The 17,088-nt window shown below is 50.1% G+C and carries 13 protein-coding genes; 4 read left to right on the top strand and 9 right to left on the bottom strand.

From position 1 onward, the window contains the following. Position 1 precedes the first annotated feature (1 nt). The 4 genes from ACO1NT_RS16635 to ACO1NT_RS16620 form a co-directional block, all read right to left on the bottom strand. Positions 2-817 carry a sugar phosphate isomerase/epimerase family protein gene (locus ACO1NT_RS16635; protein WP_449049864.1) on the bottom strand — a complete coding sequence of 272 codons (816 nt, stop codon included), beginning with the start codon at positions 815-817 and terminating at the stop codon, positions 2-4. 67 nt (positions 818-884) lie between these two features. Further along, complete coding sequence (locus ACO1NT_RS16630; RefSeq protein ID WP_449049863.1) at positions 885-1,994, bottom strand: Gfo/Idh/MocA family protein; 1,110 nt, start codon at positions 1,992-1,994, stop codon at positions 885-887. A gap of 36 nt (positions 1,995-2,030) precedes the next feature. Continuing rightward, complete coding sequence (locus tag ACO1NT_RS16625; RefSeq protein WP_449049862.1) at positions 2,031-2,729, bottom strand: ThuA domain-containing protein; 699 nt, start codon at positions 2,727-2,729, stop codon at positions 2,031-2,033. Positions 2,730-2,769: 40 nt separating this feature from the next. Then, positions 2,770-6,114 (bottom strand): PVC-type heme-binding CxxCH protein, encoded by a 3,345-nt coding sequence (locus ACO1NT_RS16620; RefSeq protein WP_449049861.1) that lies wholly within the window; start codon positions 6,112-6,114, stop codon positions 2,770-2,772. 131 nt (positions 6,115-6,245) lie between these two features. On the opposite strand from ACO1NT_RS16620, the gene ACO1NT_RS16615 reads away from it, so the two are divergent. Next, positions 6,246-7,148, top strand: a complete 903-nt coding sequence (locus ACO1NT_RS16615) for an AraC family transcriptional regulator (RefSeq protein WP_449049860.1) — start codon at positions 6,246-6,248, stop codon at positions 7,146-7,148. Here the strand turns inward: ACO1NT_RS16615 and ACO1NT_RS16610 are convergent. From ACO1NT_RS16610 to ACO1NT_RS16595, 4 genes are all read right to left on the bottom strand, one after another. Continuing rightward, positions 7,142-8,173 carry a family 43 glycosylhydrolase gene (locus ACO1NT_RS16610; RefSeq protein WP_449049859.1) on the bottom strand — a complete coding sequence of 344 codons (1,032 nt, stop codon included), beginning with the start codon at positions 8,171-8,173 and terminating at the stop codon, positions 7,142-7,144. The genes ACO1NT_RS16615 and ACO1NT_RS16610 overlap by 7 nt on opposite strands. Positions 8,174-8,239: 66 nt before the next feature. After that, complete coding sequence (locus tag ACO1NT_RS16605; RefSeq protein ID WP_449049858.1) at positions 8,240-9,250, bottom strand: glycoside hydrolase family 43 protein; 1,011 nt, start codon at positions 9,248-9,250, stop codon at positions 8,240-8,242. Between the two features lie 118 nt (positions 9,251-9,368). Then, positions 9,369-10,337: a glycoside hydrolase family 43 protein gene (locus ACO1NT_RS16600; protein WP_449049857.1), complete on the bottom strand. Its 969-nt coding sequence runs from the start codon at positions 10,335-10,337 to the stop codon at positions 9,369-9,371. A gap of 193 nt (positions 10,338-10,530) precedes the next feature. After that, entirely contained in the window at positions 10,531-12,387 is a 1,857-nt protein-coding gene (locus ACO1NT_RS16595; protein ID WP_449049856.1) for a glycoside hydrolase family 2 protein, read from the bottom strand. 265 nt (positions 12,388-12,652) lie between these two features. Here ACO1NT_RS16595 and ACO1NT_RS16590 point away from each other — a divergent pair, with 265 nt between their 5' ends. The 3 genes from ACO1NT_RS16590 (at position 12,653) to ACO1NT_RS16580 (ending at position 15,384) form a co-directional block, all read left to right on the top strand. Beyond that, complete coding sequence (locus ACO1NT_RS16590; protein ID WP_449049855.1) at positions 12,653-12,997, top strand: hypothetical protein; 345 nt, start codon at positions 12,653-12,655, stop codon at positions 12,995-12,997. Between the two features lie 69 nt (positions 12,998-13,066). Then, a complete protein-coding gene (locus ACO1NT_RS16585; RefSeq protein ID WP_449049854.1) occupies positions 13,067-14,704 on the top strand; it encodes a SulP family inorganic anion transporter in 1,638 nt (545 codons plus the stop codon). Positions 14,705-14,721: 17 nt separating this feature from the next. Further along, positions 14,722-15,384 (top strand): carbonic anhydrase, encoded by a 663-nt coding sequence (locus ACO1NT_RS16580; protein WP_449049853.1) that lies wholly within the window; start codon positions 14,722-14,724, stop codon positions 15,382-15,384. Positions 15,385-15,430: 46 nt separating this feature from the next. Here the strand turns inward: ACO1NT_RS16580 and pruA are convergent, their stop codons facing one another. Continuing rightward, positions 15,431-17,065: an L-glutamate gamma-semialdehyde dehydrogenase gene (gene pruA / locus ACO1NT_RS16575; RefSeq protein WP_449049852.1), complete on the bottom strand. Its 1,635-nt coding sequence runs from the start codon at positions 17,063-17,065 to the stop codon at positions 15,431-15,433. Positions 17,066-17,088 lie beyond the last annotated feature (23 nt).

The following is a 17,088-nucleotide window of genomic DNA, read 5'->3' as shown; positions in this document are numbered from 1 at the left end:
TTTAACAAAATGTCCCTTTCAAAAATGAAAACCCTTCCGCTGCCAACTCATCGGCACTGTTGGCCAACGGCCGCCAGATGCTGGCCGCCCGGGCGAGTTCTTTGGAAGGTGCACCAAAGGTCTCAATCACCAAGCTTCCCCCATACCCAATGGTACGAAGTGCATCCCGTATACCCAACCAGTCCAAATGGCCCGTTCCGGGTGTTCCGCGGTCATTCTCGTTGGCTTGGATATGGACGAGCCGATCACCCAACTTGACGATACTGGCCGGGATATTTTTTTCTTCGATGTTACTATGGAATGTATCCAATAAAATCTTCAAGTAAGGGCTATCCAGTAGGTCCACGATGGCTATGGCCTGATCCACCGTATTGACCATGTCGGTCTCAAAACGATTTAGCGGTTCCAGCGCTAATGTGACACCCAGCGTTTCCGCTCGTCTAATGGCCTTATAGAGGTTATCCTGGCACCATTGCATTTCCTGCGCCTTCTGCTCGGCTGCAACCAACCGCGTTTTACCGACCGCTGAATACAGCGGTCCGCCAAACACGGGGCTTTCAAAGTCGTTGGCGATTTCCAAGCAGTCGATGATATAGGAAAGCCCATTCGCCCGGATTTCGGGCCGTTCGCTGGAAATGTCGCGATCCATGCCGAAGGCACCACTGACCGTCACATGCAAACCCAGCTCACGGCTCACTTTCTTCAAGGCTACCCAATCGATCAGATCGCGATCTTCCACGGCGATTTCGATGACGTCGTAACCGATGTCCTTCGCCTTGCGCAACACATCGAACGATGCCGTTGAAAATGGTGACACCCAAACAAATGTGCTAATTCCTATATGCATCATTTAAAAACCAACTTAACTGATGAACCAATCTTATTTATTCAAAACTTGGGATTTCCACACGTGCACCGCCTTTCATGGCCGATTCATGGGCGCAGATCCCAGCACACGTATAATTTGCCGCAAGTGCCGCATCCACGGCCGAGTCGCGGCCTTCGACGATAGCAGCAACGAATTCCTGTACGAGGTGGGGGTGCGAACCGCCGTGGCCAGCACCTTGAAGGAACGACACGTGGTTCGGGTCATCAATGCGCTCACGCTTGGTGAAATCGGCAATTTCCGGGATTAGTAACTCATCTGTATCCGGCACATCGATGCGCTGGGCATTCTCACCGCCGTCGAAAATCACATGTTCTTCGTCTTGCAACTGTTCCCACTCAAACGACATCTTCGTCCCATACACATCGTAGCTTTCGCGATACTGACGCACCACATCAAACAGCGAGCGGGTGGCTTCGGCTACGACGTCGGTGCCTTTCAACTTGAATGTGGCGGTCTCTACGGCATACGGTGCATTGTAACGGCTGGCCAAATCGTCCGATAGTCGCCCTGAACCGTGGCAAACCACCGACTCGGCAATGGTATTGTTAATGCGCAACAGCGGCGATATCGCGTGCGTGCCATTCAACATCGGCGGATAACCTTTCCAATATTCGGCCCACCCCTCCATGCTCATATCCTGGATGTGCGATCCGCGGACGAATTGGATCTTACCAAGTTGCCCGGTCTCGGCCAATTTCAAGCCATAGAGGAATTCACGGGTGTACAATGCGGTTTCCATCATCATATACACCTTGCCCGATTTGCGCTTGGCGGCAACGATTGCTTCGCAGTCTTCCACCGTCATCGCCATCGGGATGGTACAAGCTGTATGCTTATTCGCATTGAGCGATGCCAACGTCATGCGCGCATGCTCCGGCACAGGGGTTACCACGTGGATGGCATCCACATCTTCACGTTTTACGACATCTTCGAAATCGGTGAATACCAAATCATCATCGAGGTTGAATTTTGTCTTCAGCTCGTTAAGGGTATTTTCATTGCGGGTGCAAATCCCCACAGCTTTGATGTTCGGATGTTTTTGGTAGATGGGTATAAATTCTTTCCCGAAACCCATTCCTACGATAACGACAGTGATTTGTGACATGTTCTGTTCTTGTTTTTAGCTAATTATATCGTTTTGTTATTTTGCAATCCAGTTGACCGCGTTGATCAATAATGTTTTGTATGCTTCGTGGTGATGGCTACGCTCATCATGGCCCGTGGTAATTCCGGCTATTTTTGCCTTTCGGTGCTTCACGGTGAACACACCCGGATAAACCGCATCGGTTTCCTTGGATTGACCAATAACCAAGACTTCAATCCCCTTGGCGGCCGGATCGGGTATAAAACGGTACAATTCATCCACAAAATCAAATTTCGCCGGAACGCCCTGTGTGATTGGGTGACCGGCATTCACTACAAAATTTTTGATGTCCTGGAGCTTCTCGTGGCTCTTGCTTCCGCCGCCTACATAATTCAGATTGTACGCCGGCCAGTCGGCCCAGTTGTACCATACGGCGGCATGCAGCAGCAACAGCCCGTGGCCTTTTTCGACGAACCTGGTAATCGCCGCCTGTCCCGCTGTGTTAATCGGCTGATTGTTCGTCAAAATCAAGAGATCGGATTGTTTCAGGTAGGCCGGTATAGAATCCGTATTCTCGGTATACGTTACCTGGTAATTACCGGCTGCCTCGATTGCTTTCTTGTCTTCCTCACCATACCAGCGGCCGAAATCATGGGAGCCGCCGCCACCCACCATCAAAATCCGCGTGGGTTTGGTCTGGCCAATTGCTGTGCCCGCTGTGATTAGCAACAACGCCAATCCCATCAATAGTTTCATCGTTTTTATCATCTTAAAATCCATTTTTGGTTTCTCTTCGTTATTTAACTACCCGCATAATACCATTCATTCCGCGCCAATGCCCTGGGAACGTACATAGGTAAGGGTAATCTCCTGGTTCGGTAGGCGCGGTAAATTCCAGGGTAAAACTTTCTCCAGGATTCACCAGGGGTGTATGGTGCAGTACTTCCGGAACCGACGGGATGTATTGCTTTTCGTAAGCCTCAGACGAACGCAACATATCATCCGCTGCCTTGCCCACGATGTCTAATGTGCCCGGCTGGATAATCAGCAGGTTATGCTGCATCCCATCGGGGTTCTCAAATACCAGGGTTATCCGCTTTCCGGCAGGAACGGTAATCAGTTTCTTATCATACTGCATGATGTCTTTCACCGCTTTCAACTCGATCCGTTCCGAAGGCACACTGGCCGCGGGGTCGGTAGCTTGGGCATCGCCTTGCGCCGAGACAGCTGAGCGGTTTGCTCTAGACAACTTCACCGTGATGCGGTTGGCATTGCCCGTGAATCCGGATGAACCGCCGTAATCAGCAAAAGCATGTGCTTCGTCAAAATCCTCCCCTGAGCGCAGGTTCAGTTCGGGCGACTCGGCAAAGAGGTGCATGGCCTTGGCCGTGCCTTGGCTTACGCCGTCAATCAGCAGTTCCATTGAGGCATCCGCCAGTAAGCGGGCATCGGCAACAAATTCGCGTGGCAGGTTACCGCGTGATACCACCGTTGCGGTTTGGCCGTGTTGGTATACTTCGAAAAAGAGCCGGTTATTTTTTGCATAAACGGCATATCCACCGCTCTTATCACCTTGCCCTACAATCAGCCCATTATAGGGCTCGTTGTCGCGCCGCTGTATTTCCATTTGGAGGTGGATTTCCTTATTGGAAACATCGGGCGAAAACGGAAAGCGGCTCCGGCGACCGAGCGTGTATTCTTCGTTAGCCAACGACTCCAGTATCCGTGTAGCAAAGCTACTTGCACCCGGTGTTGACGCCAGTTTGAAGAACGGATCTTCGTGGTGCGCGATAGCCGCAAACAACGCTTGGGAAAGCCACCGGTCCTGTTCATTGGCCGAATCTTTAGTGGCTTCAAGTAAGGCTTGCGCAACGGCCTCGGATACGGGGTATTCCGTCAGTTTCACAAATGCCGCGAGCCGCGTATTGAGGTTGGTATCGGCCAGTACGCCACTTTCCAGCAACCCATCGCGGAACTTATCCGCTACGGGCAATACCTGTGCCGCCGCTTTACGTACACCTGCCGACGGATGTTGCAAAGCTGCTATCACGGCGTCGGCCACATCTTCGCGCTCACCAATCAGGTTCAGCCCCTGTAGCGTCCACAGGGCATGGATGGCTGGTGCATTCAGTCCGATTTTATCGACCTTACGGTCGCCCGCAATGCGAATCAGATCTTCGGCAACGTCGTCTTGCCCCCGCTCTACCAGCAACCGCTGCGCATGCGTACGCCAAAACTTGTTATCGCTCTTCAACGCTTTCAGCAGGCCATCCGGATCGTCTTTAGTCAGCTTAAATCCGTTTTTATGCTTGGCGTCTTTATACACCAGCCGGTACACCCGTCCGTATTTCTTATCACGCAGGTCACTTTCAAACGCATTACCCGGACCATGGGGTTGCTCGATAAAGGGCAACACCTTGTCTGATGGTGCCTGTGCAGGCACGAACACGTTGTGCTGGATGATGAAATTATACCAGTCGAGTATCCACACGGCGCCATCCGGACCTACTTCCGAATGGATAGGGCCAAACCATTCGTCCGAACTTGCAACCAAGTTCCAGCCGTCGTGCTCTTTGAAGCCTGCACCATCCGGTTCGATGACCGCGTTGTGTACCAAGCGTACGGTTGGCTCAGTAACAAAGGCTACCCTATTCCAATAGCTTTGCGGATAATCGCGTGCGGTATAGAAATGGTGCCCTGCCGCGGCCGTAAAGCCACCGACCACATCCACCTGCCTCAGATTGGGCGTCATGGCATGTACTTCATAATGGCCATCGACTTTCTGCACCGCATTGACGGGTTGCCGCTGGTCGTCACTCCGAAGGCGGCGCTGAACCAGTTGTTCGGGCATCGAATAGTAAGCACTATGGGTATTGTTTGCCGTGGAAATAAATACGTTGTTATCTTCGGTCATCCCCAACCCCCACGTATTGTTGCTGGTGGTAGCCAAAAACTCAAAATCGGTTCCGTCAGGCTTGAAGTGATATACCCCTTGGCCAAAAGCCAGCCGCTTGCCGTCGATGTAACCATCGAATCCGGCATAGCCCGTAACACCCCAAATTTTGTTATCAAATCCGTATTGCAGGTTGGAAGGGCCTGCATGGGTGTCGTTCTTATTCCAACCGGTCATGATGGTATCACGCAGGTCGGCTACATCGTCACCGTCGGTATCTTTAAGGAAGATGAAATGGGGCGCCATCGATACGATGATACCGTCGTTGGCGAACGTGAAACTCGTGGCAATATTCAGCCCGTCTGCAAATACCGTGAACTTATCGGCCACACCATCCCCGTCGGTATCTTCACATATCTTCACACGGTCATTCGCTGCACCTTTAAGCTCTACAAAATTGTTGGGATAGTCCATGGCTTCGATAATCCACAACCGCCCCCTCTCATCCCAGCTCATCGCTATCGGGTTAACGATATCGGGTTCCGATGCAAATAGTTTCAGTTCGAAGCCTAGGGGAATCTGGGTAAGCCTCGATGATTCTTCCGGTGATAATGCATCTTGCATCTTGGGCACAAAATGCCGCGCCGTAAAGTCGGCGATCGTATCTTCATAAATACTTACACTGGGAATATCCAACTTGGCCACCCACCCCATCACCTCATCGCCCAACGCCCATTGCGCAGCATTGTTGATTAACCGCAAGAAGTCCAGTTGCTTCCAGGTTGCCGTTTCTCCGCCGAGTGCCGTATGGAATATACGTCCACTCCCTTTTACCAGATACTGCACCGAATCGGCTGCACCATCTTTCGCTTCTGCAGGATTAGCACCATCGATAACCAAGGATTCCGTGCCGAAAGACAGCAGGCCTTTTCCATCCGACACGAAATCGGCCAAGACCCGTTGCTCGTCCGCCGCTATCGAATCCGAGACTGCAAAAAGCACGACACCATCGTATACGCGAAGACTCTTCTTGTTTAGGTCGCTCAAATCCTCGGTGTAGGTGAGGTTGATGCCGCTTTGGAACAATTCAATGGCCAACCAGGATGCATATTTACTGGCCTCGACCTCCTCAGCTGCGCTGCCCACGAACAATACCTCTGCGCGCCGCGGATAATCACGGCTAACATCCGTACATTGAATCAGCAACAGACAGCAAACAGCAATACACAAGTAGGGAATAAATTTCATATAAATAGTTCTATAACCGTAAACAAACACAAAAGTAGGCGACCAGCCCACAAGAAAACCGCGGTATATTATCTCTTTATAGTCAAATTATACCATAGTTCATTAAATTTATATATTTGCAATGACAAATCATGAAGAAAACGCACGTTATTCCCAAAGCACTCATTCCGGAAAACCGAACGTTTGTAGTGCGCAAACAGGTGGAGCCTTATTTCGATCCTACTTTCCATCTACACCCCGAGTTTCAATTATCTTATGTGATGGAAGGTGAAGGGAACCGGTTTGTGGGCGATAGTATCAAACCGTTCAAGGCAAATGACCTGGTGCTGATTGGCCCCAACCTACCGCATGTTTGGCGCAGCCACAACAGTTATTTCGAAAAGGATAGCCAGTTGAGCACCACCGTCATCGTTATCTACTTCCTCGACCATTTCCTTGGCGAAAACATCCACGAGAAAGAAGAATTCGAGCGTATCAAACATCTCTTCCAGCGGTCGCAATGCGGTATTGAGATTACGGGTAAAACCAAGCTCGCCGTCATGCGCATGATGGTCGAATTGCTCGAATTGAAGGGGGCCGACAGCATCATCCAACTCTTGAAAATACTCAATACCATTGCGCTATCTGATGAATGCCACCTCATTACCGATACGCATTCCAAATCGTACAATACGGAGGCCGAAACGGACCGGATGAATAAGGTGTATGAGTTCATCATGAAAAACTTTCATCGGAAAATCCATCTGGAAGAAGTTGCTTCCATTGCCAGCATGACGAACACTTCATTCAGCCGCTATTTCAAATCGCGCGTCAATCAGTCGTTTTCAGACTTCCTAAAAGAAATACGTATCGAATATGCTTGCAAATTGCTTAAGGAAGACAAGATGAATATCGACCACATCGGCTTTGCATGCGGTTTCCAATCCATGACCAATTTCAACAAGCAATTCAAGAAAGTCACCGGCAAACAACCCCACCAGTACCGCAATGAATACCAGAAGGTTGTGCTGGATTCGTACCATCAGTATCATTGAAATACCGGCGCTGCCTGCGGCGTCGTACTCGGCACTTGGCCCACGATTTCTGGCCAACCATTGCGCCAGGTGACTTTGTCGAGCATCAGCATGCGCCGGCTGGCCCCGCTCGACACCTTGCCTTTGGTGCGGTCTATGCCATGGTAAAGAAACCAATCCACTCCCTCATCGTCGGCAATGAGCCGTGCATTGTGACCGGGGCCCGCAATACGTGCATTGCCTTTTATGAAAAGTGTTCCTTTGCCCCGTTCGGTGATAGTATCGCCCGCTTTATCCACATACGGCCCCATCAGGTTTTCCGACCGAGCCACCAACACATGGTATTTACTATCGGCCCCTTCACAACAGCTACCCTTGGAACCGAAGAAATAATAATAGTCGCCGCGCTTGTGAATCATCACGGCTTCGAAGTCGCCCGCCGCTATTTTCACTTTTTGCGACAGATCATGCACGGAAAGCCCATCATCAGCCAATTTCACCGCATAGGTGCCTTGTGAAGGTGCATTGCTGAAGCTACCCCAAAAAAGGTACTTTTCTCCTTCTTCTTCGAAATAGAAGGCATCGATGGAGTTGGGCACACCTACTTCCTCGCTGGTAAATACTTTACCATGGTCGATAAAAGGACCTGTCGGCCGGTCCGCTATGGCCACGCCTATACCCGGGTTGGGGTCGCCCCAGACAGAATAGGCGTAGTAGAGATGGTATTTCCCATTCACGAAGGTTACATCGGGAGCCCATATACCCCCGGATTCCTTCCAACGTGGTTTTTCACCAAACGCCTCCCCTACCACTTGCCAATCTACGAGATTGGCCGACCGTAGAATGGGCACGAGCCGACTACCTTGCCCATCGCCCCAGTTATCTTGGGTACCATACGCATAAAAAAGTCCTGTTTTCGGATCGCGGATAACTGTCGGATCTGCAAGGATGGGTTCGAAAACCGGGTTGGTATACCTGGTCGCGGATGCATCCGGTCGCGGTGAATCGTGCGTGCCCGGTTGCTTATCAGTACGTACGCACCCCATCAATATAAGTAAAACAACGAGAAAATTATAGATCAACATTTCCTTTGGACTTGAATGAAAATAGGTTTATTCTTTCAACATCGGTTTAATCACCTTATCGCTTGCCATACGAAACTTATAGTGACCACCCGCCGCATCCCACCGTTTACTGATGGGAACGATCCGCGTCCGCCGCGGCGTTACCTGTTCCGAGCCGAAATGGACATGGTACACGTAATACAATTGCCCATCTAGCCCTTCAAACAAATCGCCATGTCCGGAGCCGTTCTCACCGACGATCGTTCGGTGGATAATCGGGCTGTCGCTTTGCTTTATCCACGGACCGTACGGCGAATCGGCGACAGCGTACCCGACAGCATAGTCGATATTCATGTAATGGTTAGCAGAATAGAACATATAATATTTATCTTTTAACCTGATGACAGTAGGACCTTCCATGATGGGTGCCGATTCATAGGCTGGGGTAGCTTCCCACGGCTCGGTTTGGTCAAAACATTTCGTTAACGTCTCTGGCTTGATTTTACCCGTTGCCATATCAAACTCGGCCACCCACAGGTAATTGCCACTTGCAAACCGAACGTGGTAAAGGTAATGTTTACCATCATCATCTTTAAAAATGTAGGAATCGATATTTTTCTCCGTGCCGTCGATAGGGGCTACCTCCGTCTGTTTATACGGGCCCAGTAAGGCGCTTGAATGGGTCAATACCGTCTGCTCATTGGCGGTATAGGTTAAATAATATGTCCCGCCTTCCTTGAATAGTTGCGGTGCCCAAAAGCCTTGGGTGCCGAAAGCTTGCTCACCTTTCGAGAGGATCATGTGTGTCGGGCCCTGTGCACCTCTGGGCACGGACCAACTTTTTAGGTCGGTCGATTCCAACATAGCGAACCCGGCCGACGCTGCCCTTCCGTTTCCACCTGTGCCGGTGAGATAGTATTTCCCATTTTCAACATATATCGTTGGGTCGGCAAAGAACAATTCTTGCTCTTCCTGTGCCACGAGGTGAATACTTGGGGCAAATAGCCCCATAATCACCAGGACACTACATAGAACCATGCTTTTTATACTATTATCCATCTTCCAAAAATAAGCGGTTGGGCTACCTAAAAACCGTGGTATATTGCCTCTTTATGGTCAAATTATACCATCGTATAAAGTTTCCAAACATGCTTGATGATAAATCATGAGGAAAACATCACGGCAACAGCACCGGTGTCATGAAATCCTCATCGATCTGCATAATGGTTTTGCCGTCTTTTTCGGCAAAGGTTACTGTACTCATATGCATGGCACGTGGATGTATCTCCGTTTCACTGTGATGCGCATGAAATACAATCCTTAAATCCCCTGCCTTATCTCTGAACATGGCGTTGTGGCCTACCCCCACCAGGGCTCCCGGCTTTTGTAAAATCGGGTTACCCGCATACTTTGTCCAGGGCCCCGTTACCTTATCAGCCGTAGCGTACCCAATGCCATAGAATGGACTCTCATAGCTATTTGCCGAGTAGGTCATATAATATTTCCCATCATGCTTTAGCACGAAAGGCCCTTCATTGACCCGCGGCCATACTTCTTCCCACGCTTGCGATACGTTGATGCACTTGACTGCTGTTTCCGGCCTGATTTCAGTCAGGTTATCGGCGAGTTCAGCAACCCAGATATTCAGGCCGTCGTTAAACCGATCGTAGAAGAGGTAAGGTTTGCCGTCATCATCGATGAACAGCGAATTATCGATGCATTTCTCACCGGCGATCATGGGTCGCTGGACGTCCTGCTTAAACGGACCGAGCGGACTGTCACCGGTGGCTACACAGATATGTTCGTCAGCGGAATAATACATATAAAACTTGCCGTCCACATGGTACACTTCGGGCGCCCAAAACCAACGATCGCCCCACGAATCCTTTTTGTCCAATGCCAATCGGTTGCCCTGCACGGCTTCCCACGTTAAAAGGTCTTGTGACACATAAACTGCAATTCCATCGCCAGCATATGTGCCATAGGCGTAGTAAGTATCGTCGTGCAATAAAATGAAAGGGTCGCCGAGAAACACATTGGTTTCCACCGGGTTGGGAGATACGCTCGGCCATTCGCCAGTCACGACCGACGAACTGGCCAGCACATTGACACTGCCCACAAATATGATAAAGAGAATCGTCTTCATTTGCATAATATATCCTATTTGTTATCCATATTATCCCTCATCGCACATAGCCTTCCATTATGCTACGACCCACCTAGTTGCTAGGTAATTGTAGGTTCTTAATGTTGCTTTCCGATTGCGACATTGGCCAAAAACCATAATAAAGCCCCGACTGGCTGAGGCCAATCGGGGTATTACATCCATGTTTATAATATTAATCCACCTTTATCTTATATAACTGCTGGTGCCATTGATGCAACTCCTCCGCCGGCATTTTCACCACGGCACGGTCATATGTCATCAATCCGTTGGTCTCTATTTCCACGTCGGTCGTCTGCGTGTATACGGCAGCTGATAGGCCCAAGGGTATCAAGCGGGCCAAATCTTTGACCAATCCGCTGTAGCGGCGCTTCAACTCGTCGACGTTCTTGAAGCTTTGGTAACCCCAATTGTCCTTGTTCTGCCAGGTATGTCCTTCGATGGGCAATCCCAACCCACCGAATTCTCCAAGTACCAAGATCCGGGTATCGCCGTATATTTCGGGGCGCGGCATTACGGCATCCGGATAGTTATGGATGTCGATGATGTGCCCGGTTTCGTAAAAGTTGCCACCGCTTGCGCTGTTCACCAGCCGGGAGGGATCATAGGCCATGGTCCATTCCGTGATTTCTTCGGTTTTAAACTGTCCCCATGCTTCGTTGAAGGGCACCCATACGACGATGCTGGGAAAGTTATGCAACGCGTCCATAATGGATTTCCACTCCTTGCGGTATATCGCTTCGGATTCAGCGCTACGATCCTTGTCGTGCTGGAGGCCGGACGTGATGCCGGGCCGCATATCCCACTTGTTGCCACCCAGATCGCCGCTTGGCATATCCTGCCACACCAATACTCCCAGCTGATCGCAGTGGTAATACCAACGTGCCGGCTCTACTTTGATGTGTTTGCGGATCATGTTGAAGCCCATTGCCTTGGTTTTTTCCACATCGAAGCGCAGGGCCTCATCCGTTGGCGCGGTATACAGGCCTCCTGGCCACCAGCCCTGATCGAGCGGTCCATACTGGAATACAAATTCGTTGTTAAGCAGCATCCGTTGTATACCATTTGCATCTTTGGCCATCGATATCTTGCGCATGGCAAAATAGGAGCCGATTTCGTCCACGACCTTCCCTTTGCGCACCACGGCAACCTTGAGGTCGTATAATGCCGGTGATGTCGGCGACCACAGCTGTGCGTTATTGATACTCAACGTGGCTTCCGCACCTGCCGCCACGGTCTCTTCGCTCACCTTTGCTCCGTCTTTCCATGCGGAAACCCGCACTTGGTCGCTCTCGCGCGCACCTGCCACGGTTGTTTGTACAGAAAGCGTACCCTGGTCGATATCGGGTGTTTGCTTGGTAGCCACGATGTGCGTTTCGGGTACCCCTTCTATCCATACCGTTTGCCAGATACCGGTAACCGGCGTATACCAAATGCCATGTGGGCGCACGACCTGTTTGCCGTTGGGTTGCGGACCTTCATCGGTAGGGTCCCACACGCCTACAATAATTTCCTGCTTAGCACCCTTTGTCAAGTAGGGGGTAATGTCGATGGAAAAGGGATCGTATCCACCTTCATGCGCACCGGCCTTCTGGCCGTTCACATATACCTCGCACTTCCAATCCACGGCACCAAAATGCAGGATTACCTGTTGTTTACGTATTTTCTTATCGAGGGTCACCGTACGCCGGTACCATAGGGAGCTATCTTTACCGACCGTCTTTCCAACACCGGAAAGCGCCGACTCCACGGCAAAGGGAACCAGTAGTTGGCCGTCGTAGTTCTTGGGGACAGCACCCAATTTACCGGCCACGATGGCGTAATCCCAGAGGCCGTTTAAATTTTGCCATTCTTGGCGCACCAGTTGGGGTCTTGGGTATTCTGGCAACGGGCTTGCTACATCGATATCTTGGGCCCAAGTCGATTTGATTTTGTCCCCGACAGGTTGCCATGCGTTGGGTTCCTGTGCATTAAGTTGCTCCAGCAGGAAGCAGGATAAGAAGAAAAGGGTGCAATAAATAGTCTTAATCATTTTGTTTGTGTTATACTGTTAGTATCTTTTTTTTCAGCTAAGATATGGACAATGCTAAGCAAAACAACGGATATTCGTATATTTTCTGCCGAATTTGTTTATAAACATCCCTTTTCAATGGCGCAGCCCAAACCGAGTACCACGCAGAAAGCCGTTTGGCATCATTTCACTGCTTGTGTTATTTTTATGTAACTTTTTTAATCAGCATACCCAAAAAGCCTCGCATTTTTCTTTTTTTTGCAACTGAACGGTACATAATATACAGATGTCGACCGCAATAACAAGGGAAATTTATTCAAAACTCTTCTTTGCCATCTTTTTTGCGAAGATGGTTATCTCCACTACCCCTATTTTTTTTCACAATTTTGACAAAGAAGCGTTATTGCAGGTGGTTTTACAGCTCGAAATAGAAAACAATAATGGTAAATCCGGGCAAGGTGATCAAGTGAAAGACATTTTCGCCAAAGGTTATTTCAAACTGGCAACTGTATTTAGCCTCCAACCACCTGCCGATTACACCATCGAAACAAATATCATCACGGATGATGCCCGGCATATCCGTGCTTACTATCCAACCGTACCCACCCCGCCTCCGAACCGTCTGGCGTAAATGTGAACCCATCAATCGATGGGGATTTTTAGCGATTAGCTTACATTTTTGCACTTATTTTATATCATTATGTTTGGTACACGTACGTCTGCGTTCTTGAAATTGTCAAGACGGGACTTAAAATACGACTTACCGGCAAGCGTCGTGGTTTTTCTCGTCGCCTTGCCATTATGCCTGGGGATAGCCTTGGCATCCGGAGCCCCGCTATTCGCCGGGCTACTAACCGGAATTATCGGCGGCATTGTTGTCGCCTCACTCAGCGGCTCACAGCTCAGTGTCAGCGGGCCCGCCGCTGGCCTTACCGTCATTGTATTGGGGGCCATCGAGCAATTGGGAGCCTTCGAGACCTTCTTATTGGCAGTTTTGCTGGCTGGGCTAATCCAGCTTGCCCTTGGGATAGTCCGCGCAGGGATGATTGGCAACTATTTTCCGTCGTCAGTCATCATCGGTATGTTGGCAGCCATTGGTATTATCATTATATTAAAACAGGTGCCACACGCCGTTGGATATGACTCCAGTTTTTTCGGCGAGGAGAGTTTCGTTCAGCTGGATAATGAGAATACCTTTTCCGCGCTGCAAAAAGCCTTCGGTGCCATCAACTATGGTGCTTTCATCATCTGCGCCGTCTCATTGGCAATTTTGATTGCATGGCCGCGGTTCAAAAAACTGCGCTCGATACCTGCCCCGCTGGTCGTTGTCGTTGTGGGTGTATTGCTGGGCTTGCTTTTTGCTGGCAGCAACCTCCAACTGTCGCCCAATCACCTTGTGGTCATTCCGGTCGTCGATTCTTTCGGTGAGTTCCTCGGCTTGTTCACCTTCCCCGATTTCTCCCAAATAGCCAACAAAGATGTGTGGATGGTAGCCATCACCATTGCCATCATCGCTAGTTTGGAAACCCTGCTTAGCTTGGAAGCTGTTGATAAAATCGATCCGTTCAAGCGTATCTCACCTACCAACCGGGAATTGATGGCACAGGGTGTCGGCAATATGACCTCGGGGCTGTTGGGTGGGCTTCCGCTGACCGCGGTCATCGTGCGGTCTTCTGCCAATGTAAATGCTGGTGGACGATCAAGACAGAGCGCCATGCTCCATGGCATTTGGCTTATATTGGCGGTGTTGCTCATTCCCGCGGTCATCAACCTCATTCCACTCGCGTGTTTGGCGGCCATCCTGCTCCACACGGGGTACAAATTGGCGAAAGCTTCCACCTTCAAACGTATGTGGCATAAGGGCTTGGATCAATTTATTCCTTTTATGGTGACCATTATAGCGGTGGTATTCACCGATTTGCTCACCGGTGTGGGAATAGGGTTGTTAGTGGCTATGTTTTACATCCTCCGAAACAATCTTTCCAATGTATTTGAATTTCTTGTAGAAGAAAATGAGGACGGAGCCAAAATAACCTTTACCTTAGCCGAAGAAGTGACATTCCTCAATAAGGCGGCCATACAAAAAGCGCTATACGGACTCCCGCGCCGTATAAATGAGATTATCATTGACGGGTCACAGAGCCGCTTTATCGATAAAGACGTGATTGAAGTCCTGCGGGATTTCGAACAGCATGCGGTAAGCAGAGGAAATTCCATCGAATTGGTGGGTATTGTAAACAAGAAAAATGTACCTAACATCAGGCGTTTTACCCAAAGCATCCTCCAAAACGACTCGCTGAAACGCCGGGCGGCCAAACGAACTTCAAAGACAATCTGATGAATCACAATAAAGCTATGTTCAAAAAACAATTAAATAATCCCGAATTAAAAGCGAGTTTCGAAAAAATCCTTGCCGGCAATGCCGATTGGATTAAGCAGGTGGAAGAAGATACCACTGGGAAACTCAAGCAATTGGCGGAAGGCCAATATCCGGAACTGTTATGGATTGGTTGTGCCGATAGCCGTGTACCGGCCAACCAGATTACGAATACACAGCCCGGCGAAGTTTTCGTACACCGCAATATCGCCAATATGTGTGTCCATTCGGACATGAATATGCTCAGCGTGCTTGACTATGCGGTAAACGTATTGAAGGTAAAACACATTGTTGTAGCTGGACACTACGGTTGCGGCGGCGTGGCGGCAGCACTGAGTCGCCAGCAATTCGGCATCATCGACAACTGGCTTTGCCACATCAAAGATGTATACCGTTTCCATAGCGATGAGATAGATGCCATTACCGATGAGAAACAAAAAACAAACCGGCTGGTCGAACTCAATGTGGCTGAGCAGGTGTTCAACCTGTGCACCACGTCCATCGTGCAGAATGCATGGAAAGAGCGCAATGACCTGGCGGTACATGGCATGGTCATCGATATCGCCACCGGTAAGTTGATCGACCTCGACATCACATTTACGGATAGTTTGGGATTAGGCAAAGTGTTTGCCTATAAGTAGGGCGAGAAGGGCGTCTACCAATGGGCAGACGCCCTTTCTTAATATTTTATTCCGCCCCTAAAAACGGATACCGATAATCCGTTGGCGGATCGAAGGTTTCTTTAATGGTACGTGGCGACACCCATCGCAGCAGATTGATCATCGAACCCGCCTTGTCGTTGGTGCCCGACCCCCTAGCTCCTCCGAATGGCTGCTGGCCAACCACGGCGCCTGTGCATTTATCGTTTATATAGAAGTTGCCCGCGGCATTACGAAGTGCGTGCGTAGCCTGGCTGATGGCATAGCGGTCTTGTGCGATAACAGCCCCGGTGAGCGCATAGATCGATGTGTTATCGATTATTTCTAGTGTTTCTTCCCAATGATCGTCGGCGTATACATAGACGGTCAACACCGGGCCAAACAGTTCCTCGTACATGGTTACATAATCGGGCCGGCTGGCCTTGATCACCGTGGGGTGGATGTAATAACCCTCGCTCTTGTCGTACGTACCACCTACTATGATTTCGGCCTCGCTGTCTTCCTTAGCCTGATCAATGTATTTGGCTAGCTTATCAAAGGACTTTTCATCGATGACCGCATTGATGAAGTTACTGAAATCGTCTGTGGGCCCGATCTTGAAGGACTTAACATCCGAAACGATCAACTCCTTCAATTTTGGCCAAAGCGACTCGGGGATATAGACGCGGGAGGCGGCCGAACATTTCTGCCCTTGGTACTCAAAGGCTCCTCGCACGATGGCCGTTGCCGAGGCTTTGACATCGGCGGAGGGATGTATCAATATGAAATCCTTCCCCCCGGTTTCGCCCACAATACGGGGGTACGAACGGTAGCGGTGGATGTTTTCGCCAATGGTCTTCCAAATGTGCTGGAACACGGCGGTAGACCCGGTAAAATGTATTCCGGCAAAGTCGGGATGGTTGAAAATAACCTCTCCGGCCGACGGCCCATCTACGTAGACAAGGTTGATGACCCCATCGGGTACGCCCGCTTCGCGGAAGACCTCCATGAGTACATTGGCTGAATAGACTTGCGTATTGGCGGGTTTCCACACCACCACGTTCCCCATCATCGCGGCCGAAGTGGGCAGATTGCCCGCTATCGCGGTAAAGTTGAAGGGGGTGAGTGCAAACACGAACCCTTCCAAGGGACGCTGCTCGACGCGGTTCCAGCTACCTTTTGGCGAAACTGGCGGCTGCTGCCTATATATTTCGCTCATGTATTGCACATTGAAGCGAAGGAAGTCGACGATTTCACAGGCAGCGTCTATCTCCGCCTGGAATGCATTCTTTGACTGCCCAAGCATCGTTGCCGCATTGATTTTATAGCGATAAGGCCCCGCAATCAGGTCGGCAGCTTTCAGGAATATGGCTGCGCGCTGCTCCCAAGGCAGGTTCTCCCAATCTTCCTTGGCCGCCAATGCGGCGTCGATCGCTGCTTTCACATGGGTTTTATCGCCTTCGGAGTAGTAGCCCAACGTATGTTTGTGCTGGTGGGGCGGGTGGATGGAAACTTTCCGGTCCGTGCGCACCTCTTTACCACCAATATACATCGGGATATCCACTTCCTGGGCGAGTGCGGCCTGGATAGCTTGTTGCAACAGCTTCCGTTCTTTGCTCCCGACGGCATAAGACAAAATCGGCTCATTGACCGGCGCGGGAACATTGAAAAATCCTTTTAACATAATTCATTCATTTTGTGTGACGC

This window comes from Parapedobacter sp., from assembly GCF_053550995.1.
The sequence above is the reverse complement of the archived record's forward strand: the minus strand, read 5'-3'. Positions and strand labels throughout refer to the sequence as shown.